This window comes from Streptococcus oralis ATCC 49296 (genome assembly GCF_000185265.1).
Lineage (GTDB): Bacteria > Bacillota > Bacilli > Lactobacillales > Streptococcaceae > Streptococcus > Streptococcus oralis_BC.
Genome location: NZ_GL622183.1, coordinates 1,490,938 through 1,515,019 on the forward strand (window position 1 = coordinate 1,490,938; position 24,082 = coordinate 1,515,019).

Genomic DNA, 24,082 nt, shown 5'->3' on the forward strand with positions numbered 1-24,082 from the left:
TCTGACAGAATTGTAAAATTCGGCTTTCCTTTTCTTGAAAAATAAAATAAAATCTTATATAATATGTATACTTAATATTTTAGGAGAAATAATGTCAAAGTATCACTTTAATTCAATTTACAAAAATGATGAAACAGAGTCTACAGGCCTTCTTTTCATCAAAGTCTACAACAAGTGGGAAAGCAATTTAAAAAGAGTCTTGAAATCGGTTGGCCTCACTTTGCCCCAATTTATCGTTTTAACCTCGCTCTTGTTTCTGTCTAATAGAGAGGAATATGTAACGCAAGTTGATATTGCTCGGTTCACTGGTATGGATGTCATGACGGTTTCCCAGATTGTTAGGCTACTGGAGAAGAAAGACTACATTAGACGCGATCAACACCCAAAGGATAGTCGGGCAAAACTGGTCTCAGTGACGAAGTCTGGCGCGGAGAAGGTCAATCAAGCTTTACCTTTAGTAGAAGGTGTTGATGAGGAATTTTTTGAAAAACTATCTAACGATAGAGAAGTTTTTAATCGCTTTTTAGTAGAGTTGGAGGATAAAAATGCCTAGATATTGGGTCGGAGTTGTTTCGAAGAACCATGTTTTAAGAGGAGTTGAAGGGAATTTTTGTCAGGTCTGTCATGGAAAGGGTGGTCCCTTAAATCGTATGAAAAAAGGTGACTATCTTTTATACTATAGCCCAAAATACGATATGAACGGTCAAGACAAGTTACAGGCTTTTGTGGCCGTGGGTAAAATTATAGACGACAAGGCCTATCAAGTAGAGCAGTTTGAAGGATTTTTCCCCTTTAGACGAAATGTCGAGTATTATCAACCAGTCAAAGATTGCTCCATAGAAATAGCTAGACAACATCCTGAATGGAAAGATTATAGTTCTCGACTCCGTTATGGGCATTTTGAAGTTTCCAAAGACTTTTTCCTCTATATCTTTCAGCATATGAAAGTGGATGATGAGGTATGATTGATTTCCTAGTTAAATGATTGTCAACTAGAATTTTGGATTTGGACTGTGAAGCGAACTTTGCTATAATAGAGTAAGAAACTTTGATAAACCAAACGAGGCTGAGATGAAATTACTTTATACTGATATTCGGACTTCTTTGACTGAAATTTTAACGAGAGAGGCAGAAGAGCTAGTTGCTGCAGGCAAGCGGGTTTTCTACATCGCCCCCAACTCTCTTTCATTTGAAAAGGAACGCGCCGTGCTGGAATGCTTGTCCCAGCAGGCTTCTTTTGCGATTACCGTTACGCGCTTTGCTCAAATGGCTCGTTACCTGGTCTTGAATGATTTGCCGACTAGAACTAGTCTAGATGACATCGGGCTTGGGATGGCTTTTTATAAGTGCCTTGCGGAACTCGATCCCAAGGACTTACGTGTTTATGGTGCAATTAAGCAGGATCCTCAATTTATCCAGCAGTTGGTTGAACTTTATCATGAGATGACGACTGCTCAGATTAGCTTTTTGGACTTAGAAAGTTTGACGGATGAGGATAAGCGAGCGGATTTACTCTTGATTTTTGAGAAAGTAACAGCCTATCTCAATCAAGGTCAGTTGGCTCAGGGAAGTCAGTTATCCCATTTGATTGAGGCTATTGAGAATGATAAGGTAAGTAGTGATTTCAGTCAGATTGCCTTGGTTATTGATGGATTTACTCGTTTTTCTGCCGAGGAAGAGCGTGTAGTGGATCTACTTCATCGAAAAAGTGCCGAGATTGTTATTGGGGCCTATGCAAGCAAGAAAGCCTATATCAGTCCGTTCTCTGAAGGGAATCTCTACCAAGCCAGTGTGGAATTTCTTCATCATTTGGGGGCAAAATACCAAACACCTGCTCAGGATCGTTCTCAGACTCATGAGAAAATAGATAGTTTTGACAAGGCATCTCGTTTGCTGGAGTCTTCTTATGATTTTTCAGAACTCGCTTTAGATGTCGATGAGAAAGATCGTGAAAATCTGCAAGTTTGGTCTTGTTTGACGCAAAAAGAAGAGCTGGAATTAGTAGCCCGTAGCATTCGTCAGAAATTACATGACCATCCAGAACTGAGTTACAAGAATTTTCGCATTCTCTTAGGGGATGTGGCTTCTTATCAGTTATCACTGAAAACCATTTTTGACCAGTACCAGATTCCTTTCTATCTTGGTAGAAGCGAATCCATGGCTCACCATCCCTTGACCCAGTATGTGGAGTCTATTTTGCGTTTGAAACGCTACCGTTTCCGTCAGGAAGATTTGATTAATCTCCTCAGAACAGGTCTGTATTCTGACCTTAGCCAAGCGGATATTGATGCTTTTGAGCAATATCTCCGCTATCTTGGCATCAATGGCTTGCCATCTTTTCAGCAGACCTTTACCAAATCCCACCATGGAAAATTTGATTTAGAGCGTTTAAATTCTCTTCGTCTGCGAGTTTTGGCACCACTTGAAACCTTATTTGCTAGTCGGAAGCAAAAGGCTGAAAATCTCTTGCAAAAGTGGAATACTTTTCTAAAAAATGCTGCTTTAAGCAAGCAGATGCAAGAATTGATAGCTACCATGGAAGCTCTTGAACAGGAAAGACAAGCCGAAGTTTGGAAGGCGTTCTGTCATGTTTTAGAACAATTTGCGACGGTTTTTGCTGGTTCACAAGTTAGTCTAGAGGATTTCCTAGCCTTGCTCCATTCTGGGATGAGTTTGTCCCAGTATCGCACCATTCCAGCGACAGTGGACACCGTTCTGGTGCAAAGTTACGATCTGATTGCCCCTCTGACTGCTGACTTTGTCTACGCCATTGGGCTGACTCAGGATCATTTACCAAAAATCGCGCAAAATACCAGTCTTTTGACAGATGAAGAAAGACAAAGCCTAAATCAAGCGACTGAAGAGGGTGCGCAATTACTGATTGCAAGTAGCGAAAATCTCAAGAAAAATCGCTATACCATGCTTTCTTTAGTCAACGCCGCTCGTAAGCAGTTGGTGTTGTCAGCACCAAGTCTTCTTAATGAAAATGAGAGAAAGGAATCGGCCTATCTTCAGGAACTGGTGGGTTTTGGATTTAGCCGGATAGAGAAGAAGATTCATCAAAAAAGTCTGTCTAAGGATGATATGGGGTCTTATCACAGTCTTTTGTCTAGTCTGGTTGCCTACCATCAGCAGACAGGTTCTAGTGAAAATGAGCAAGATGTGACCTTTGTCAAGGTTTTGGCTCGTGTCATGGGGAAAAAACTAGATCAAAAAGGTCTTACAAATCCTGCACTCCCAACTAGTCCAAGTAGCAAGCCATTAGAGAAAGAGACCTTGCAGGCTCTCTATCCAACTAACAAGGAGTTTTACTTATCTACCTCTGGTTTGACGGAGTTTTACCGCAATGAATACAGTTATTTCCTCCGTTATGTCTTAGGTTTGCAGGAAGAATTGCGCCTTCGTCCAGATGCTCGCAGTCATGGGAATTTCTTGCACCGTATTTTTGAACGTGCCTTGAAACTGCCTGCTGAAAATCCGTTTGACCAACGACTGGAGCAAGCTATCAAGGAAACCAGCCAAGAACGCGAATTTGAAGCTATTTATCAGGAAAGTTTGGAAGCCCAGTTTACCAAGGAAGTTCTACTTGATGTCGCGCGAACTACGGGCCACATTCTTCGGCATAATCCAGCCATTGAAACCATCCAAGAGGAAGCAACATTTGGTGGTAAAGATCAGGCCTTTATTCAATTGGATAATGGTCGCAGTGTCCATGTGCGAGGCAAGGTTGACCGTATTGACCGCCTGAAAGCTGATGGAGCGTTAGGAGTGGTAGACTACAAGTCTAGTTTAACTCAGTTCCAGTTTCCGAATTTCTTTAATGGCCTTAATTCCCAGCTGCCAACCTATCTTGCTGCTCTTAAGGGAGAAGGAGAGCAGAACTTTTTCGGAGCTATGTACCTAGAAATGGCTGAACCTGTCCAATCTTTATTAGCTGTTAAAAGTCTGGCAGGAGCAGTAGCAGAAGTTAGCAAGTCTATGAAATACCAAGGTCTCTTTTTAGAAAAAGAAAGTAGTCATTTGGGAGAGTTTTATAACAAAAACAAGGCTAATCAGCTGACAGACGAGGAATTCCAGCTCTTACTGGATTACAATGCCCATCTGTACAAAAAGGCAGCTGAGAAGATTTTACAAGGCCAGTTTGCCATCAATCCATACACAGAGAATGGCAGAAGTATTGCCCCGTACGTTCAGCAACACCAAGCCATCACTGGATTTGAAGCCAATTATCACTTAGGACAAGCACGTTTCCTAGAGAAGTTGGACTTAGCTGATGGCAAGCGTCTGGTTGGAGAAAAGCTCAAGCAAGCTTGGTTTGAGAAAATGAGAGAGGAGTTGAATCGATGAAGCCCATTTCCTTTTTAACTGAGGAAGAGATTCAAAAATTGCAAGAAGCAGAAGCGAGTTCGAACAAGGAACAAAAGAAAACAGCCGAGCAAATCGAAGCCATTTATACCGCAGGGCAAAATATCCTTGTTTCAGCGTCTGCTGGTTCAGGGAAGACCTTTGTTATGGCAGAGCGTATTCTGGACCAATTAGCACGTGGCGTGGAAATCAGCCAACTCTTTATCTCGACCTTTACCGTCAAGGCTGCTACTGAACTCAAAGAGCGCTTGGAGAAAAAAATCAGCCAACAAATCCAAGAAACCGATGATGTCGATCTCAAACAACACTTGGGACGTCAATTGGCAGATCTACCAAACGCTGCCATTGGAACCATGGACTCTTTCACACAAAAATTCCTTGGCAAACATGGCTATCTGATTGATATTGCACCGAACTTCCGTATTTTACAAAATGAAAGTGAACAGTTACTCTTAAAGAACGAAGTTTTTCATCAGGTTTTTGAAGAACATTACCAAGGTGAGAATAAAGAGAAATTTAGCCGTTTGGTGAAGAACTTTGCTGGGCGTGGCAAGGATGAACGTGGTCTGCGCCAGCAGGTCTACAAAATCTATGATTTTCTTCAATCCACCAGTAGCCCCCAAAAATGGCTGAGCGACTCTTTTCTCAAAGGGTTTGAAGAAGCTGACTTTGCAATTGAAAAAGACAAACTGACCGAGCAAATCAAGCAGGCGCTTTGGGACTTGGAAAGTTTCTTCCGTTATCATCTGGATAACGATGCCAAGGAGTTTCCCAAAGCTGCCTATTTAGAAGCTGTTCAACAGGTTTTGGATGAAATTAGCTCCTTAAATCAAGAGTCCGATAGTCAGGCTTATCAAGCAGTGCTTGCGCGTGTTGTTGCCATTTCGAAGGAGAAAAATGGTCGAGCTTTGGCTAATTCTAGTCGTAAGGCCGATTTGAAGCCACTGGCTGATGCCTATAACGATGAGAGAAAGGCCCAGTTTGCTAAACTAGGACAACTGGCGGACCAGATAACGATTCTCGACTATCAAGAACGTTATCATGAAGATACCTGGGATCTAGCTAAAATCTTCCAAACCTTTATGAGTGATTTTGTGGAGGCTTATCGAAAACGTAAACGCCAGGAAAATGCCTTTGAATTTGCTGATATCAGTCATTACACCATTGAGATTTTAGAGAATTTCCCACAAGTCCGCGAGGCTTATCAGGAACGATTCCACGAAGTTATGGTCGATGAGTATCAGGATACCAACCACATTCAAGAACGGATGCTGGAATTGCTGTCGAATGGTCACAATCGCTTTATGGTGGGGGATATCAAGCAGTCTATCTACCGTTTCCGTCAGGCAGATCCCCAAATTTTCAATGAAAAATTCCAACGCTATGCGCAAAATCCTCAAGAAGGCAAGTTGATTCTCCTCAAGGAAAATTTCCGTAGTAGTTCAGAAGTGCTGTCAGCAACCAATGATGCTTTTGCACGCCTTATGGACCAAGAAGTCGGAGAGATCAACTATGACAGCATGCACCAGCTTGTTTTTGCCAATACCAAACTGACTCCTAATCCAGACAACAAGGCAGAATTTCTCCTCTACGATAAGGACGACAGCGGACAAGAGGAGGAAGAGAGCCAAACAGAAACAAAACTCACAGGAGAAATGCGCCTAGTCATCAAGGAAATCCTGAAGCTTCATCAGGAAAAAGGTGTTGCCTTTAAAGAAATAGCCCTTTTGACCTCCAGTCGCAGTCGAAACGACCAGATTCTACTTGCCTTATCTGAGTACGGAATTCCAGTTAAAACCGACGGTGAGCAAAACAATTATCTTCAATCCCTAGAAGTACAAGTTATGCTGGACACCCTGCGTGTCATTCACAATCCCCTGCAAGACTATGCCTTGGTAGCTCTGATGAAGTCTCCTATGTTTGGTTTTGATGAGGACGAGTTGGCACGCTTATCCCTTCAGAAAGTAGAAGATAAGGTCCAAGAAAATCTCTATGAGAAACTGGTCAATGCTCAAAAACTGGCAACAAGTCAGAAAAACTTGATTCATACAGCTCTAGCTGAAAAACTAAGTCAGTTCATGGACATCTTGGATTCTTGGCGCTTGTATGCCAAAACACACTCTCTCTATGACTTGATTTGGAAGATATACAACGATCGTTTTTACTATGATTATGTTGGAGCCTTGCCAAACGGACCTGCTAGACAGGCTAATCTCTATGCCCTAGCTCTACGAGCTGACCAGTTTGAAAAGAGTAATTTTAAGGGCTTGTCGCGTTTTATACGTATGATTGACCAAGTTCTAGAAGCCCAGCACGATCTCGCAAGCGTAGCTGTCGCTCCACCTAAAGATGCCGTGGAACTCATGACCATTCACAAGAGCAAAGGACTGGAGTTTCCTTATGTCTTTATCCTCAATATGGATCAGGACTTCAACAAGCAAGACTCGATGTCAGAAGTTATTCTCAGTCGTCAAAATGGGCTTGGTGTCAAATACATTGCCAAGGTAGATACAGAAGCAGTGGAAGCACACTATCCTAAAACCATTAAACTTTCCATTCCTAGCTTGACCTATACGCAGAATGAGAAAGAACTGCAACTGGCTAGCTATTCAGAGCAGATGCGTCTGCTGTATGTTGCCATGACGAGAGCTGAGAAAAAGCTCTATCTTGTCGGTAAGGGCTCTCGTGAAAAGCTAGAAGCCAAGGAATACCCAGCAGTAAACAATGGAAAATTAGATAGCAATACCAGACTGCAAGCAAGAAATTTTCAAGATTGGATCTGGGCTATCAGTAAAGTATTTGCCAAGGACAATCTCAACTTTATCTATCGTTTTGTTGGTGAAGACCAGTTGACTAGAGAAGCTATCGGGGAGTTGGAAAACAGGAGTCCTCTACAAGATAGCTCTCAATCAAGCAACCGTCAGTCAGAGACTATCAAAGAAGCTCTGGAAATGCTGAAAGAGGTGGAAGTTTATAATACTCTTCACCGTGCAGCCATTGAACTACCAAGTGTTCAAACCCCAAGCCAAATCAAGAAATTCTACGAACCCGTTATGGATATGGAAGGGGTAGAAATTACGAACCAAACCAAATCACCAGAGAAGAAAATCAGCTTTGATTTACCAGATTTTTCAACTAAAGAAAAGGTAACAGGAGCTGAGATTGGTAGTGCCACTCACGAACTCATGCAGAGAATTGACCTCAGCCAGCGACCAACGCTTGCTAGCCTGACAGAAACTCTCAAACAAGTTCAAACCAGCCCAGGTGTCAGAGATAAGATCAATCTTTCTAAAATCCTAGCTTTCTTTGACACACCACTTGGTCAGGAGATTCTCGCTAATACCGACCATCTCTACCGCGAGCAACCTTTCTCCATGCTTAAAAAAGATCAAAAAAGTCAGGAAGACTTTGTTGTTCGTGGGATCTTGGACGGCTATCTACTTTATGAGGACAGAATTATTCTTTTCGACTATAAGACAGACCGTTACGATCAACCAATTCAACTCATAGACCGCTATCGTGGTCAGTTAGCCCTATACGGAGAGGCTTTATCTAGAGCCTATTCGATTGAAAACATTGAAAAATACTTGATTTTGCTCGGCAAAGACGAGGTTCAAGTTGTAAAAGTATAACCTAGAAAGGAGACCTCATGACACTTCCAGTTAGAAAATCCCTTCATGATGCAGTTTTACAAGCTTCAAAAGCTGATACTTGGGATCAAGCCACTAAGGAATGGAATGAAGTTTCCTTGATTTTTAATGGCATTGGCCGTAGTAATTGTGTCTGCGGGAACGCCATAAAATACGCCTACGAACTCTTTAACGGAGTTACAGGCCAACGTCTCTTCCCTATAGGAAGCGACTGTGTTCGCCATTTTCATCGTATTAGCCTCGATCGGCAACTAGAAGAGGAAGAAAAACTACTCAGAAAAGTTGAAAACCTAACCAGAAAGGCTCAGAAAAAGGAAAAAATCAAGGTTAATAAAAGCGATTTTGACGAACGACTTCTAAAATGGTTTTGGGAGAAAGGTGTTTTCAAAGCCAATCGTGGCAATCATTTTGCGCCTGAGAGAGACTATCAGCTCTTCCTAGAGGTCTTTCAAGGCGGAAGTTGGACCAAGGCAGAGCCAAAGAAGAAGGCTCGTATGGAAGAAGTGCTAGAAAAGTGTATCAAACCTTTTTTACTTGGTAAGACAGATGACCAACTCTACCTTGTCAAACTAGGCAAGGAGAAAATCGACTACGAGCAGCATTTACGGATTCAGGCAGAGAAAGAACGCAAGAAAAGAGATAAAATCGCCAAGCAATACGCTGACAACCTCATTCTTGCTATGGGGCCTGCAGAACGAGCCTATCAAGATTACTTCGGCTTTACAGAAACCTTGACCCAAGAAGAACGAATATGGGAGAAAATCCTCTTTGGTAAGAATAGAGAAGAACGGGCTATCAAGGCTAAACAAAACCAGAAAGAGCTGGAAAAGGATCAGCGGATTGCAAATCAAGATCCGATTGAACGAAAGCAGAAGCAGACTTGGCTTCTTAATTCTTATTTTCGGGATTTACCTGATGAAAAAGCTAGATTTTCTCGACTCTTATTAGAATTTCGAAAAAGTAGAGAAGTCTCCTTTTCAGATGATTACTTATCTGAGCATCTCATCGATTTTTTCTACAAGATGAAAGCCTTTGAGTTTGAAATTGCACCAGAACAAGTCCGCGATTTTCTAAAAGAATGCCTTCAGGCAGAACATCTATCATCTGCACAAGAAAGCTGGATTAGAGGGATTCTCCTCAATTGTCTTCATCCGTTTTTAGATAGGTTACTCATATAGAAAAAATCCTACCTTGTCTATGCATGGTAGGATTTAAGTATCACCAAATATGTACTGGTAAAGTTGGACGACTTTCTGAAAACACTGCGTGTCCATTCTTGTTATTTTTTGAGCATTACGCATCCGAAAATCAAAGGTATACAGTTGAAATGGATTGACAGCGCCATCTACCTTGTCCGACGAGACAGGAACGAGCAAGCCTTTTTCTGCCAAACGACGTTGGCCGTGAGTGATAGGACAGACAGCCACAAAACCAGTTTGCAAGGCATATTCTCTCCTAGAAACGACCAAGGCAGGTCGCCGTTTCTGGATTTCTCGACCGACTGATGGATCAAAGTCCAGCCAAATGATATCTTGCTTTTCAGGAATATAGTCAGATTTCGCTATCAAGTGACCTTACCCCTTCAAAATCATTTGTCATTCTCAAATCAGTAATCCCATCAAAAGGATCTTTCAGTTTTGGAGCTAAGACAATGACTCCGTCAATCCCTTTGTAGACAACCATTTCTTGACCTTCTGTCATCCCCAAATTTTTAGGAATAGTCACAGTGATAGAATTCCCTACCTTCCGAGTCTTTACTGTATTCATCGCTCTACCTCCACGAATTAGTATACACTAAGTATATACCTGTTAGCAAAAAAAGTCAAGTAAATCGTGACTGGCATCAAGGATGTTTCGTACCTATACTATTTATCATTTATTGTGGTCAAAGCCTGTGCAAAAGTTCCTCATTTATGATAGAATAGGTAGTAAGAAAGAAAACGTTTTTACTACGTTTTTTTTAGTCGGAAGGGGAAAATATTATGGCTACTATTCAATGGTTTCCGGGTCACATGTCTAAGGCTCGGCGGCAAGTTCAGGAGAATTTAAAGTTTGTTGATTTTGTGACGATTTTGGTGGATGCTCGGCTACCTTTATCTAGTCAAAATCCTATGTTAACCAAGATTGTGGGTGATAAACCAAAGCTTTTGATTTTGAATAAGGCAGATCTTGCTGACCCCGCAATGACCAAAGAATGGCGTCAGTATTTTGAATCACAGGGAATCCAAACTCTGGCTATCAACTCCAAAGAGCAAGTAACTGTAAAAGTTGTTACTGATGCTGCTAAAAAGCTCATGGCTGATAAGATTGCACGCCAGAAAGAACGTGGTATCAAGATCGAAACTTTGCGGACCATGATTATCGGAATTCCAAATGCCGGCAAGTCAACTCTCATGAACCGTTTGGCTGGGAAAAAGATTGCAGTTGTCGGCAATAAACCAGGTGTTACCAAGGGGCAACAGTGGCTCAAAACCAATAAAGATCTGGAAATCTTGGATACACCAGGAATTCTCTGGCCTAAGTTCGAAGATGAAACTGTCGCTCTAAAACTAGCCTTGACTGGAGCAATTAAAGATCAACTACTCCCAATGGATGAAGTGACCATTTTTGGTCTCAATTATTTCAAAAAACATTATCCAGATAAGCTAGCTGAACGCTTCAAACAAATGAAGATAGAAGAAGAAGCACCTGTTATCATCATGGATATGACACGTGCCCTTGGTTTCCGAGACGACTACGACCGCTTTTACAGCCTCTTCGTCAAGGAAGTCCGTGATGGAAAACTCGGTAACTATACCTTAGATACATTGGACGACATTGATGACAACGATTAAAGAAATCAAAGAACTTCTGGCTACTGTCAAAGAATTAGACAATCCTCTTTTTCTAGAATTCGAAAAAGATCCTCGTTCTGGAGTTCAAAAGGAAATCAACAAGCGTAAAAAAGCCATTCAGGCTGAACTGGATGAAGACCTTCGTTTGGAAACTATGCTTTCCTATGAAAAAGAACTGTATAAGCAAGGATTGACCCTAATTGCAGGTGTTGATGAGGTCGGCCGTGGTCCTCTGGCTGGACCCGTAGTCGCTGCAGCTGTTATTTTACCTAAAAATTGTAAGATTAAAGGCCTCAACGATAGTAAAAAAATCCCCAAAAAGAAACATCTGGAAATTTATCATGCTGTTCAAGACCAAGCCTTAGCAATCGGCATTGGAATCATGGATAATCAAGTCATTGACCAAGTCAATATCTATGAAGCAACCAAACTAGCCATGAAAGAAGCAATCTCCCAGCTCAATCCGCAACCTGATCACCTCTTGATAGATGCCATGAAACTGGATTTGTCGATTTCCCAAACAGCAATCATCAAAGGAGATGCCAACTCCCTCTCCATCGCAGCTGCATCTATAGTAGCCAAGGTGACACGGGATGAATTGATGAAGGAATATGACAACCAATATCCCGGCTATGATTTTACAGCTAATGCAGGCTATGGAACAGCTAAACACCTAGAAGAACTGGAAAAATTAGGTGTCACCCCAATTCACCGAACCAGTTTTGAACCAGTCAAAACACTGGTTTCAACTAAGAAAGACAAGTAAGAGGAAATGATTATGGAGGAACAGTCAGAAACACTCAGTTCCAAGAAAGAATTTGCCTTTGCCTCAAGCACCATATTATCCCAAGTTGGACGAGGAATTATTGTTGGTCTTGTCGTAGGGCTAATCGTCGGATCCTTTCGTTTCTTAATCGAAAAGGGTTTCCATCTGATACAAGGACTCTATCAAGATCAAGCGCACCTAGTGCGCAATCTTTTTATCATTGGTCTATTTTATTTAATCGTTTGCTGGCTTAGTGCGAAACTAACTCGGTCAGAAAAAGATATCAAGGGTTCAGGAATTCCTCAAGTCGAAGCCGAACTAAAGGGACTGATGACTCTTAACTGGTGGAGTGTTCTCTGGAAGAAATATGTATTAGGGATTCTTGCTATTGCCAGTGGGCTCATGCTAGGGCGTGAAGGGCCAAGTATTCAACTTGGAGCAGTTGGTGGTAAAGGCATCGCCAAGTGGCTCAAATCTAGCCCAGTAGAGGAACGCTCCCTGATTGCCAGTGGAGCTGCTGCAGGTTTAGCCGCTGCCTTTAATGCACCAATTGCAGGTCTCCTCTTTGTTGTAGAGGAAGTCTATCACCATTTTTCCCGCTTTTTCTGGGTCTCAACTCTAGCAGCCAGTCTCGTAGCAAACTTTGTTTCTCTGCTCATATTTGGCCTAACACCCGTACTGGATATGCCAGACAACATTCCTCTCATGACCCTAGACCAGTATTGGATTTACCTCCTTATGGGAGTTTTTCTCGGGCTTTCTGGTTTTCTCTATGAGAAAGCTGTACTCAATGTTGGTCGAATTTATGACTGGATTGGTCAAAAAATCCATTTGGATAAAGCTTATTATCCAATCCTAGCCTTTATCCTTATCATACCAGTCGGCATCTTCTTACCACAAATCCTTGGTGGTGGAAATCAGCTCGTTCTTTCCTTAACTGAGCAAAATTTTAGTTTCCAAGTTCTATTAGCTTACTTTTTGATCCGTTTTGTTTGGAGCATGATTAGCTATGGAAGTGGTCTTCCAGGAGGAATTTTCCTACCAATTTTGGCGCTTGGTTCCTTGCTTGGTGCCCTAGTTGGTGTCATTTGTGTGAATCTTGGACTTGTCAGTCAGGAGCAATTTCCTATATTTGTTATTCTTGGAATGAGTGGCTACTTTGGAGCAATATCCAAGGCTCCCTTAACCGCCATGATCCTCGTAACTGAGATGGTTGGAGATATTCGCAACCTCATGCCACTGGGCTTAGTGACCTTAGTAGCCTACATCGTCATGGATCTGCTCAAGGGGGCGCCAGTCTATGAGGCCATGCTAGAAAAAATGCTACCAGAAGAAGCGACAGACGAAGGAGAAGTCACCCTCATTGAAATTCCTGTATCAGATAAAATCGCTGGAAAACAGGTTCACGAGCTCAATTTACCACATAACGTACTCATCACCACCCAAGTCCATAATGGCAAAAGTCAAACCGTTAACGGCTCAACTAGAATGTATCTGGGTGATATGATTCACCTGGTGATTCCAAAAAGTGAAATTGGAAAAGTCAAAGATTTGTTGTTGTAAGCTTTATTTTACATAATTTATTTTACGTAAAAAATCATTGAAAGGATTCTCTATGAAAAGAAATAAGGCAATTGCGGTATATTTGATAGGCACATTTAGCCAAATAGTATCAGTTTGTCTTCTTTTCTTTCTCTTGAATCATTTTTCTGTTCAGTCCAATCTATTATCTATTTTAGGAATCTTTCTAGGTGGCATTTCTTCAGCTCTTTGGGGAATCATTGTTGCAAATCACTATTTTCATATTCATTTTAAGAAGATTGTAAACGATTTTTTTAACATTCATACCAGTTATAAACACTATTTATTATCTTTTTTCCTTATTATCCTTGATTTTTCTTTTCTAATGTTTGGTGGGAAAATAATAGAATTTAGCTGGTATCTCCCATTTTTGATGTTCTTCAAATTTATTGTCTTTGGCGGTATAGAAGAGATTGGATGGCGATATGTTTTTCAACCAATTTTACAAGAAAAGCTACCGTATTTTCACTCAACAATCCTAACCTTTTTCAGCTGGGCACTTTGGCATCTGTTGTTCTTTTGCATAGATGGTTCCCTAGCAACTCTGCAAATTCTACCATTTTTATTTGGATTGCTGACGAATTCTTTCATACTCTCAGCTCTTTATAACAAAACAAAGAATCTCTGGATTTGCGTTATGACACATTCGATCATTAACGTCTTGTCTCATCTAACCATAGACACTGTTCGATACGAAACCTACCTGATTAGAATCTTCATCATCTTGGTATCCTGCTATATGGTAGTACATAAAAAAGATGTGCATAGTCGGTAGCTGATTTTGTTGGAAACAGTATTATTCTTTGGAAAAGTTATTTGCTAAGGAGGACATACATCATAATGAAAATACTCGATGTTTTATATAATTTTTATGGTGATTTTGATTTCATTGAAGAAAAATACAATGAAAAATACGAAGGTATTCTTATCAATATAAAGGAAGAGCAAGGGTATAAAAGATGCCGCTTGGCAAAAAGAACACCAATAAAAGAAGGATATTTTACAGTTTTTTGGAAAAAAGACCAAAACAACAAGAACATTCCTTATACCAATGAGGACTTAGGAAATGAACTTATAATCGTTATCATTGATAATGATAAGAGAGGACTATTCATTATTCCAAACGAGGTGGCTATTCGTAAAAACATTCTGTCGACAAAAGATAGCAATGGAAAAATGTCTATGCGATTTTATCCTCCTTGGTGCTCAAATTTAAATACAACAGCTCGAGCAACACAAAAATGGCAATTGCAATATTTTAGAGAAATTAAAGTATAAACATATTGCCGGATTACATACACACAAAAGACCTGTTTCTTATGATTGTGGAACCAGGTCTTTTTTTTTTTTCTAGAATCCATCAAACACTTATAACATCTTTCCGAAAAACTATAATTTTCTTGAAAAATATATAAGTCTATGCTATACTACTAGTAGACTAATTTAGGGAGAAAATCATGAAACGTGAGATTTTACTAGAACGAATCGACAAACTAAAACAAATCATGCCCTGGTATGTTCTGGAATACTACCAATCTAAGCTTGCTGTGCCCTACAGTTTTACAACCTTGTACGAATACCTCAAGGAATACGATCGATTTTTCAGCTGGGTTTTGGAGTCTGGTATTTCAGATGCTGATAAAATGTCTGACATTCCTTTATCAGTCCTGGAAAATATGTCTAAAAAAGACATGGAATCCTTTATCCTATACCTACGAGAACGACCTTTGCTGAATGCCAATACAACCAAACAAGGCGTTTCACAGACAACCATCAATCGAACTTTATCAGCACTTTCCAGTCTTTACAAATATCTAACCGAGGAAGTTGAAAATGATCAAGGAGAACCCTATTTCTATCGCAATGTAATGAAGAAAGTTTCAACCAAGAAAAAGAAAGAAACACTTGCTGCTAGAGCTGAAAACATCAAGCAAAAACTTTTTTTAGGTGATGAAACTGAAGGTTTTCTAACTTATATCGACCAAGAGTATCCACAACAGCTCTCAAATCGTGCTCTGTCGTCATTCAATAAAAATAAGGAACGTGATTTAGCAATTATTGCCCTTCTCTTGGCATCTGGTGTTCGCTTATCTGAAGCTGTTAATCTGGATCTAAGAGACCTCAATCTCAAAATGATGGTTATTGATGTCACTCGAAAAGGTGGCAAACGCGACTCGGTCAATGTCGCGGCCTTTGCAAAACCTTATCTAGAGAATTATCTAGCCATTCGGAATCAACGCTATAAGACGGAAAAGACAGATACAGCGCTCTTTCTGACACTCTACCGAGGTGTTCCTAATCGGATTGATGCTTCCAGTGTTGAAAAAATGGTCGCAAAGTACTCTGAGGACTTCAAAGTTCGTGTAACACCCCATAAACTACGCCATACCTTAGCAACTAGGCTCTATGATGCAACTAAATCTCAAGTTTTAGTCAGTCACCAATTAGGACATGCCAGCACACAAGTCACTGATCTCTATACCCATATCGTCAATGATGAACAAAAGAATGCTTTGGATAGTTTATAAGTGTTACATATTATAAATTATGTAAATCAACTATCGTTAAAAAAACGAAAGATAAAAGGAATTGATCTTTCGTTTTTTTGTTATTTAAACTCAATCCAGTAATTACGGTGAGGCTCTATAATTACTGGTTTACCCCAAAAGGCTTGCAGATAGGCTAGATTTGCTGAGCTTACAGGTTTTTTTGAATCATTGTACTGCTCAGCACTCTCTTTAGTTAGAAAACATTTTACTGCTTCATAAGAAGTTCCATCAGATGATTCTCTTTCGATTCCCATATACGAAATTTCGTCACCATTTTTAAGATCGTCAGTTAACAGTTTACCAATAAAGAACACTGTCTTATTTTTCATAAATTCATAAGCCTTACTATTTTCCAGTCGGTTATTTGCTGCAGCATACATAATACAAAAACTATCAACAATATCTTTCAAAGGCATTAAGTCCTCTTTGCTTACTTTGATTTCATCGGGCAGTAGACCGCCAATTATAAGATTTTGGAAATAGGCTTGCTGGATTACATTATCTAAAGCCATTCCTAAAGGTATTTGAACAGCCTGGTATCCTAAAGGCTGAAGCTCTTTGTATTTCATATCATAATGTTCTTGTGTGATGCTTATATTTAAACTTTCAGTTTGATAAATTTCTTCATTTTCATTTTTCATCTCTATTATAATCTAATCAGCATGATTATTAAGTTTAACCCTAATAAAAGAATCCATCATAAATGGATTCTTTTTCCTTACCCCACTACTGCTTCAGCGATTTCTTCACGGCTAATACCAGCAAAGTAGCGTGTAATATCAATAGTTTCTAAGGCCTTAAGAACATCTTCGCGTTCGTATTTCACGTCACGGAGGACATCTTCTACTGCAGCAACGTCCTCGATACCAAAGAAGTCACCATAAATTTTGATGTCTTGGATTTTTGATTCAAGAACATTGGCAAAGACTTCTACCTTACCACTAGTGAATTTTGTTCCACGACGGACGTTAAACTCAGGTGATTTGCCGTAGTTCCAGTCCCAAGTACCAAACTTTGTATCCTTGATGCGATTGATTTCAGCCAATTCTTCCTCAGAAAAAACGTATTCAGTCATCTCTGGGTACTCTTTTTTCATGTATTCCAATAGTAAATCACGGAATTCTTCAACTGTGATTTTTTCTGGTAATTCATTGACAATATTGGTTACACGGGCACGGACAGATTTCACACCTTTTGATTCAAATTTATCTTTTGAAACCTTGAGGGCGTTAGCAAGGACTGACAAATCAACGTCAAAGAGCAAGCAACCGTGGTGCATGATACGCCCATTGATATAGGCTTGGGCATTGCCACAGAATTTCTTACCTTCAATCTCAAGGTCATTACGGCCTGTAAACTCAGCTTTAACACCGAGTTGAGCCAAGGTATTGATAACTGGAGTTGAAAAACTCTTAAAGTCAAAGGCCTTGTTTTCATCTTCTTTTGAAATGATGGTGTAGTTGAGATTGTTCAGATCGTGATAAACAGCTCCACCACCACTGATACGGCGGACTACCTCAATGCCATTTGCACGGACATAATCACGGTTGATTTCTTCGATAGTATTCTGGTGACGACCAACAATGATAGAAGGTTTGTTAATCCAAAGTAGGAAGATTTGATCCTCATCCAAAAGGTGTTTAAAGGCATATTCTTCCAAGGCGATATTAAAAGCAGTGTCGTTTGAATGATTGATAATGTATTTCATAGTATTTCCAAAAATTTAGTTTTTAAATTCTGTTCATAGCAATCAAATTTTCTAAAGTGGTAAAAAGAAATGTAACGTGTTATCGTTACATTTCTCGGAAAAATTGAGACAAGAGGCTCAATTTTTAGGCATGGAACTCTAATAGAGGTCGCTGCCGTCCGTACTACTTTAAGAAAATTTAGTTGAAAATCTTATTTATTTTTTCTTAGGTGAATGGATAGCCATTCCTAGAACATCCGCAAATGCTTCGTACATCACTTCAGAGTAGGTTGGGTGTCCGTGGATGGTCTTCAGCATTTCCTCAACAGTGATTTCCATTTCGATAATGCTTGATGCCTCGTTAATCAATTCTGCGGCTGCAGGACCAATGATGTGCACACCAAGGATTTCCCCGTATTTCTTATCTGCAATGACTTTTACGAAACCTTGAGCAGCATCCGATGCAATGGCACGACCGTTGGCAGCAAAGTTGAATTTACCGATTGCAACATCGTATTTCTCACGTGCTTGTTCTTCAGTCAAACCTACTGCTGCTACTTCAGGGAGAGTATAGATGGCTGCAGGAGTCAAGTTCAATTTGGCAACAGCATGATTTCCTTTGAGGGCATTTTCAGCGGCAACTTCACCCATGCGGAAGGCTGCGTGCGCCAACATCTTAGTACCATTGATGTCACCTGGTGCGTAAATTCCTGAAACAGAAGTTTCCATGTATTCGTTGACCTTGATACGACCACGATCCAATTCAAACTCAACATCGCCAATTCCTTCAAGGTCTGGCACACGACCGATTGAAAGGAGCGCTTTGCTTGCAATGATATCGTCTTTTCCTTCAACTTTAATACGAAGTTGACCATTTTCCTCGATGATTTCTTGCAGTTTAGTACCTGTCAAGATGGTCATTCCTTTACGTTCAAGGATCAAGCGAAGGTTCTTAGACACTTCCGCATCCATAGCTGGAACGATACGATCCATCATTTCGATAACAGTCACTTTTGAACCAAATGTCATGAAGGCTTGGCCGAGTTCGATACCGACAACCCCACCACCGATGATTACGAGGCTTTCTGGCACTTCGTTCATTTCAAGAATATCATCGCTGGTCATCACAAGTGGAGATTCCATACCAGGGACGTTAATCTTGCTGACTTTTGAACCACCGGCAAGGATGATTTTCTTGGTTTCAAGTAACTCTGAACCATTAACCAAGACATTCTTATCTTTAGTAATAGTACCAACACCCTTATGAACAGTAACTCCGTAACTACGAAGAAGACCCGCAACACCACCTACCAAGGTATTGACAACTTTAGATTTAGTTTCTAAAAGTTTATCCATATCAACAGTGAAGTTTGGATTTTCGATGACGATACCACGATTTGCTGCATGACCGATGTTTTCGATGATTTCAGCATTGTGAAGGTAGGTCTTAGTTGGGATACAGCCGCGGTTCAAGCAAGTTCCACCGAGTTCAGATTTTTCAACAAGGGCAACCTTCCCACCAAGTTGAGCAGCTTTAATGGCCGCTACATATCCAGCAGGACCCCCACCAATCACAACGATATCAAAGGCGTCATCACTCTTACCGTCGTCGTTTGAGGCACTAGCTGCAGGCGCCTGGCTAGCTTCTGGCGCTACAGCACCAGCTGTTGGGATGTTTTCTCCTTCTTCACCAAGGTAACCGATGACTTCCGTTACAGGGACAGTTTCACCATCTCCTTTGAGGATGGCAATCAAGTATCCATCTTCTTCGGCTTCCAATTCCATGCTGACTTTGTCAGTCATGATTTCCAAAAGGATTTCTCCTTCTTTTACAAATTCTCCGACTTTCTTATTCCATTGGACGATTTGTCCTTCTGTCATATCCACGCCGGCTTTTGGCATAATTACTTCTAAGGCCATGTCTTACTTCCTTTATCTAAAACTCTAAAATAACAATAGCTAACTTAAACCAACATTGAGATTGGGTTCTCAATTAAGGCTTTCAAGTCTTTCATAAACTTAGCACCAGCCATACCATCTACAACACGGTGGTCAATAGTTAAACCAAGGCTCATGATAGGACGAATAACAATCTCACCATTGACAACAACAGGTTTCTCTACTGTTGAGCTAACCCCGAGGATTGCTGAGTTTGGTTGGTTAATAATCGGACCAAAGGACTGAACACCAAACATTCCCAAGTTACTAATTGTGAAGGTTGAATTTTGCAGTTCGCTTGGAGCCAATTTACCATCCAAGGTACGACCAATCACGTCTTTAAAGGCTACTACTAACTCTGACAAGCTCATTTTTTCAGCATTGTAAACAACTGGTGTCATCAATCCATTATCCATACCAACCGCCATCGCAAGGTTGACATAGTTATGAGTGATAATGGTCTTGCCGTCTTCTGTCAATGAAGCGTTGATGTATGGGTGTTTCATCAATGTTTTCACAACAGCGAGTGAAAGAAGGTCTGTTACAGTAGTCTTCTTACCAGTTGCTTCCATAATCGGATCAAGAACCTTCTTACGAAGAGCCAACATTTCTGACATATCGACATCATAGTTGAGTGTGAAGGTTGGCGCAGTTAGGTAGGATTCAACCATACGTTGCGCGATAACCTTACGCATTGGTGTCATTGGAATACGCTCAATCTCACCGTAAGGAGTGATATTGTCTGGAACTTCTTCCACTTTTTCAATCTGAGCAGGAGACTTGATAGTATCGTTTTCGATATTTTCAGGAAGCAAGGCCAAAACGTCCTTCTTCATGATCTTACCACGGTGACCCGTTCCTTGGATTTCCTGCCAAGCAATGTTATGTTCGAGGGCAATTCGTTTTGCAAGTGGCGAAATGCGAACCACGTTTGTGTCTTTATAAGTTTCCACGTCTTCTTTGTGGACACGACCGTTTGCACCTGAGCCAGAAACGTCGTAGAGGTTGATCCCTAGATCATTCGCTAACTTTCTAGCCGCAGGAGTCGCTCTTAGCTTGTCATCAGCCATGACCTCTCCAATTCTATACTAAGATATTAAGGACGAAAAGAGTTCTGCACCTAAAAGATACAAAGTTTCTCGTCTTTTTTATTTTATTTACATAACTTATATTATGTATTATTCTTTGTTATATGTCTTACGGATGGCATCTTTGATGCTTTCCACTGTTGGAATCATTGCATTCTCTAAATTTTGTGCGTAAGGCATTGGCACATCTTCTCCGGCGCAACGGCGGATTGGTGCGTCTAGATAATCAAATGCTTCTGATTCTGAAATAATAGCTGAAATCTCTCCGATATAGCCACTTGTTTTGTGAGCATCGTTGACAAGCACCACCTTACCAGTCTTCTTCACTGAGTTAATGATGATATCCTTATCAAGTGGAACGAGGGTACGTGGGTCCACAATTTCAACTGAAATTCCCTCTTCTGCTAATTCTTCAGCAGCTTGAACCACACGACGAAGCATTTTACCATAAGTAACGACTGTTACATCTGTACCTTCACGTTTGATTTCACCAACTCCAAGTGGGATTGTGTAGTCTGGATCAACTGGCACTTCCCCTTTTTGGTTAAATTCTGACTTGTATTCAAGGATGATAACAGGGTTGTTATCACGTATAGAAGACTTGAGCAGTCCTTTCATATCCGCAGGTGTACCTGGAGCTACAACCTTAAGTCCTGGAATGTGAGTGAACCAAGACTCTAGTGATTGCGAGTGCTGAGCCGCAGAACCAACTCCATTACCAGCTGCACAACGGACAGTCATTGGAACCTGACCTTTACCACCAAACATATAACGTGTTTTAGCAGCTTGGTTGACGATATTGTCCATGGCAATAACCGAGAAGTCCATGAAGGTCATATCGACGATTGGACGAAGTCCTGTCATGGCTGCTCCTGCTGCTGCTCCAGAGATGGCAGCTTCAGAAATCGGACAGTCACGGACACGTTCTGGACCAAATTCTTCGAGCATTCCAACAGAAGTTCCGAAGTCTCCTCCGAAGACACCGACGTCTTCTCCCATCAAGAATACATTTTCATCGCGACGCATTTCCTCAGACATAGCAAGGATAATGGTGTCACGGAACGACATTGTTTTTGTTTCCATTTTTATCTCTTTCTCCTTAGTCTGCGTAAATATCTTCAAATGCTGATTCTAGTGGTGGGAATGGGCTTTCTTCTGCAAATTTAACAGAAGCTTCTACTGCTTCCTTGACTTGTGCTTGAATTTCTTCCAATTCTTCTGCACTTGCAATATTGTTTTCAATGAGGTATTTGCGAAGGTTTTCGATTGGGTCTTTTTGTTTCCACAATTCCACTTCTTCACGCGTACGATATTTACCAGGGTCAGATGATGAGTGACCAAGCCAGCGATAGGTTACACTTTCGATCAAGACTGGGCCATTGCCACCACGAACATGATCTACAGCTTTCTTAAATCCTTCATAGACATCGATGACATTGTTTCCATCTTCGATAAACATTCCAGGAATTCCGTAAGCAGCACTACGTTGATGGATGTGCTCTACATTGGTCATTTTCTTGATATCCGCAGAGATCCCATAACCGTTGTTAATGCAGTAGAAAATGACTGGCAGGTTCCAGATAGAAGCCATGTTCACTGCTTCGTGGAAAACACCTTCGTTGGTCGCGCCATCTCCAAAGAAGCAAACGACGATTTTTCCAGTATGTTGCATTTGCTGACTGAGGGCTGCACCGACAGCGATTCCCATACCACCACCTACAATACCATTGGCACCAAGGTTACCAGCATCCAGGTCAGCTATATGCATAGAACCACCTTTTCCTTTACAGGTTCCAGTGTATTTCCCGAGGATTTCAGCCATCATTCCATTGAGGTCAATCCCCTTAGCAATAGCTTGCCCGTGTCCACGGTGATTTGAGGTAATCAGATCATCTGGATTAAGAGCCAGCATCGCTCCGACGTTAGCAGCTTCCTCTCCGACAGAAAAGTGAGTCATACCGGGAACTTTCCCCTTTTTCACTAACTGAGCAATTTTTAAGTCCATGCGACGGATTTCTTCCATCTTACGGAACATCTCTAGCAAAAGATTCTTATCTAAAGTTGACATAATCTTGCCTTTCTAACTTTGTACTTACCTTACTATTTTACCTTTTTTAGTATACACTGTCAAAGTATATGGCTATTAAAATTTCACAATATAAAAAAATAAATCCCTGTTAAAACAGGGATTCTCTCTAGTTAGAGCATTTTTTCACAAAGTGCTTTTTCAGGATAATTTCTTAAAATTAGCTCAATCTTTTCATTACGGTTTTCAAACGCCATTGATACAAACAACCAGAAACAATCAAGCTGGCAATTAACCCAATCCAGTAGGCAAATGCCCCTAAGTCAGTTGCTTGATCTAGTAGATATCCTAGAGGTATCGCTACTCCCCAATATCCGATTAGACCAAGATAGAAAGGAACGATAGTGTCCTTATACCCTCTTAAAATTCCTTGGAGCGGAGCCGCAAAGGTATCAGCTAGCTGGAAAAAGAGACTGTATGTCAGGAAAACAGCCGTGGTTTCAATGAACTGAGAGTCATTCCCATATAGACTTGCTACACGATCTCTAAAAATGTAGAGAAAAGATAGGGTAAGACCTGCAAAAATAAGGGCGGTTACTCTTCCCAGACGAGCATAGGTTTTTGCATCCTCAAAACGTTTAGCCCCCACCTCGTAAGACACAACAATCGCCATAGCAGAGGAGATACTCATAGGAAAAGCATACATGAGACTCGAAAAATTCATAGCTGACTGGTGGCTAGCGATGATGAGCGATGAAAACTTAGCCATGATCAGTCCCACCACGGAGAATATAGCTACTTCCGCAAAGACGGTTCCCCCGATTGGTAGACCTAATCGGAGACCTTCCTTGATTTTATCTATATTGAGTGAAATAGGTCTTTCAAGATGTAGCTCTTTTAACCTTTCCTGTTTGAACAAAACAAGCAGGGAAATACCCAATAAAACCCAATAGGCTAGCGAAGTTCCTAGCCCTGCTCCTGCACCACCAAGCTCAGGAAAACCGAATGCTCCATATATCAAGAGATAGTTAAAACCACTATTGAGCGGAAGTAACAAAAGCATGAGATACATAGATAGCTTAGTCAATCCAAGAGAATCTAACAAAGACCGAATGACACTAAAAAGCAACAAGGGAATAATCCCGATAGAAAGGTACCAAAGATAAGAAACTGCAACTGAAGCTACTTGAGCTTCTAGTCCGATGTTGTTTAAGACAGGTGGCGCTAAGAATACTACCATTCCAAGCAAGACCAAAGACAGTCCGAAAGCCAAGTAGATAAATTGGTAAAAGTCAGATGCTACTTCTTCCTTTTTACCCCGTCCCAGATGATGGCCGATGATGGGAACCATGGCCGAAACAATCCCTGTTAAAAAAGTAAAGAAAGGATTCCATAGACTCGTTGCAGTTGATACTCCTGCCAAGTCCATGGTATTGTACTGTCCAGTCATGGTTGTATCAACAAATGAGGCAGAATAATTGGCAAATTGATAAATCAGGATAGGGAAAAATATCTTAAGAAATAAGACAAACTTGTCTTTAAATTGATGGGTTGGATACATATACGCTCTCTATTCTTATCATTTTCAGAGCAGAATC

20 protein-coding genes are annotated in these 24,082 nt (G+C 40.8%); 11 read left to right on the plus strand and 9 right to left on the minus strand.

What is annotated here, in order from left to right:
- The first annotated feature begins 91 nt into the window (after positions 1-91).
- The 5 genes from HMPREF8578_RS09440 to HMPREF8578_RS09460 all read left to right on the plus strand — a co-directional run bounded on the left by HMPREF8578_RS09440 (position 92) and on the right by HMPREF8578_RS09460 (position 9,193).
- Positions 92-553 (plus strand): MarR family winged helix-turn-helix transcriptional regulator, encoded by a 462-nt coding sequence (locus tag HMPREF8578_RS09440; protein ID WP_000049666.1) that lies wholly within the window; start codon positions 92-94, stop codon positions 551-553.
- Entirely contained in the window at positions 546-965 is a 420-nt protein-coding gene (locus HMPREF8578_RS09445; protein WP_001138491.1) for an EVE domain-containing protein, read from the plus strand. Before HMPREF8578_RS09440 ends, HMPREF8578_RS09445 begins: the two co-directional genes overlap by 8 nt.
- Positions 966-1,071: 106 nt before the next feature.
- The gene (rexB, locus tag HMPREF8578_RS09450) at positions 1,072-4,347 is read left to right on the plus strand and encodes an ATP-dependent nuclease subunit B (protein ID WP_000772323.1); all 3,276 of its coding nucleotides are present in this window, start codon (positions 1,072-1,074) and stop codon (positions 4,345-4,347) included.
- Complete coding sequence (gene addA, locus HMPREF8578_RS09455) at positions 4,344-7,997, plus strand: helicase-exonuclease AddAB subunit AddA (RefSeq protein WP_000802722.1); 3,654 nt, start codon at positions 4,344-4,346, stop codon at positions 7,995-7,997. Before rexB ends, addA begins: the two co-directional genes overlap by 4 nt.
- 17 nt (positions 7,998-8,014) lie before the next feature.
- Positions 8,015-9,193 carry a hypothetical protein gene (locus tag HMPREF8578_RS09460; protein ID WP_000174749.1) on the plus strand — a complete coding sequence of 393 codons (1,179 nt, stop codon included), beginning with the start codon at positions 8,015-8,017 and terminating at the stop codon, positions 9,191-9,193.
- Between the two features lie 33 nt (positions 9,194-9,226).
- On the opposite strand, the gene HMPREF8578_RS09465 is transcribed toward HMPREF8578_RS09460, so the two are convergent.
- Together HMPREF8578_RS09465 and mazE are read right to left on the minus strand one after the other, a co-directional pair.
- Positions 9,227-9,583 (minus strand): type II toxin-antitoxin system PemK/MazF family toxin, encoded by a 357-nt coding sequence (locus HMPREF8578_RS09465; RefSeq protein ID WP_000560800.1) that lies wholly within the window; start codon positions 9,581-9,583, stop codon positions 9,227-9,229.
- The gene (gene mazE, locus HMPREF8578_RS09470) at positions 9,567-9,782 is read right to left on the minus strand and encodes a type II toxin-antitoxin system PemI/MazE family antitoxin (protein WP_001098933.1); all 216 of its coding nucleotides are present in this window, start codon (positions 9,780-9,782) and stop codon (positions 9,567-9,569) included. The genes HMPREF8578_RS09465 and mazE overlap by 17 nt, the downstream gene beginning before the upstream one ends.
- Before the next feature lie 215 nt (positions 9,783-9,997).
- Between mazE and ylqF the strand changes: the two genes are divergently transcribed.
- The 6 genes from ylqF (at position 9,998) to xerS (ending at position 15,724) form a co-directional block, all read left to right on the plus strand.
- Entirely contained in the window at positions 9,998-10,849 is an 852-nt protein-coding gene (ylqF, locus tag HMPREF8578_RS09475; protein WP_000201309.1) for a ribosome biogenesis GTPase YlqF, read from the plus strand.
- Entirely contained in the window at positions 10,836-11,615 is a 780-nt protein-coding gene (locus HMPREF8578_RS09480) for a ribonuclease HII (RefSeq protein WP_000207518.1), read from the plus strand. The genes ylqF and HMPREF8578_RS09480 overlap by 14 nt, the downstream gene beginning before the upstream one ends.
- A 12-nt stretch (positions 11,616-11,627) precedes the next feature.
- Positions 11,628-13,178 carry a ClC family H(+)/Cl(-) exchange transporter gene (locus HMPREF8578_RS09485; RefSeq protein WP_000392575.1) on the plus strand — a complete coding sequence of 517 codons (1,551 nt, stop codon included), beginning with the start codon at positions 11,628-11,630 and terminating at the stop codon, positions 13,176-13,178.
- Positions 13,179-13,230: 52 nt separating this feature from the next.
- The gene (locus HMPREF8578_RS09490) at positions 13,231-13,971 is read left to right on the plus strand and encodes a CPBP family intramembrane glutamic endopeptidase (RefSeq protein WP_000827851.1); all 741 of its coding nucleotides are present in this window, start codon (positions 13,231-13,233) and stop codon (positions 13,969-13,971) included.
- Between the two features lie 65 nt (positions 13,972-14,036).
- Entirely contained in the window at positions 14,037-14,474 is a 438-nt protein-coding gene (locus HMPREF8578_RS09495; RefSeq protein WP_000697141.1) for a MepB family protein, read from the plus strand.
- Between the two features lie 179 nt (positions 14,475-14,653).
- A complete protein-coding gene (gene xerS / locus HMPREF8578_RS09500) occupies positions 14,654-15,724 on the plus strand; it encodes a tyrosine recombinase XerS (RefSeq protein ID WP_000817853.1) in 1,071 nt (356 codons plus the stop codon).
- 80 nt (positions 15,725-15,804) lie between these two features.
- Here the strand turns inward: xerS and HMPREF8578_RS09505 are convergent, their stop codons facing one another.
- From HMPREF8578_RS09505 to HMPREF8578_RS09535, 7 genes are all read right to left on the minus strand, one after another.
- The gene (locus tag HMPREF8578_RS09505) at positions 15,805-16,386 is read right to left on the minus strand and encodes a hypothetical protein (RefSeq protein WP_000787301.1); all 582 of its coding nucleotides are present in this window, start codon (positions 16,384-16,386) and stop codon (positions 15,805-15,807) included.
- A gap of 77 nt (positions 16,387-16,463) precedes the next feature.
- The gene (locus HMPREF8578_RS09510) at positions 16,464-17,453 is read right to left on the minus strand and encodes a lipoate--protein ligase (RefSeq protein ID WP_000873975.1); all 990 of its coding nucleotides are present in this window, start codon (positions 17,451-17,453) and stop codon (positions 16,464-16,466) included.
- Positions 17,454-17,648: 195 nt separating this feature from the next.
- Positions 17,649-19,352 carry a dihydrolipoyl dehydrogenase gene (gene lpdA / locus HMPREF8578_RS09515; protein WP_001162900.1) on the minus strand — a complete coding sequence of 568 codons (1,704 nt, stop codon included), beginning with the start codon at positions 19,350-19,352 and terminating at the stop codon, positions 17,649-17,651.
- Positions 19,353-19,396: 44 nt separating this feature from the next.
- Positions 19,397-20,440: a dihydrolipoamide acetyltransferase gene (locus HMPREF8578_RS09520; protein WP_000752729.1), complete on the minus strand. Its 1,044-nt coding sequence runs from the start codon at positions 20,438-20,440 to the stop codon at positions 19,397-19,399.
- A 108-nt stretch (positions 20,441-20,548) separates the two neighbouring features.
- Positions 20,549-21,541, minus strand: a complete 993-nt coding sequence (locus tag HMPREF8578_RS09525; RefSeq protein ID WP_000448714.1) for an alpha-ketoacid dehydrogenase subunit beta — start codon at positions 21,539-21,541, stop codon at positions 20,549-20,551.
- A 16-nt stretch (positions 21,542-21,557) separates the two neighbouring features.
- Complete coding sequence (locus HMPREF8578_RS09530; protein ID WP_000105354.1) at positions 21,558-22,526, minus strand: thiamine pyrophosphate-dependent dehydrogenase E1 component subunit alpha; 969 nt, start codon at positions 22,524-22,526, stop codon at positions 21,558-21,560.
- A gap of 178 nt (positions 22,527-22,704) precedes the next feature.
- Entirely contained in the window at positions 22,705-24,045 is a 1,341-nt protein-coding gene (locus tag HMPREF8578_RS09535; RefSeq protein WP_000283623.1) for an MATE family efflux transporter, read from the minus strand.
- Between the last annotated feature and the right edge of the window lie 37 nt (positions 24,046-24,082).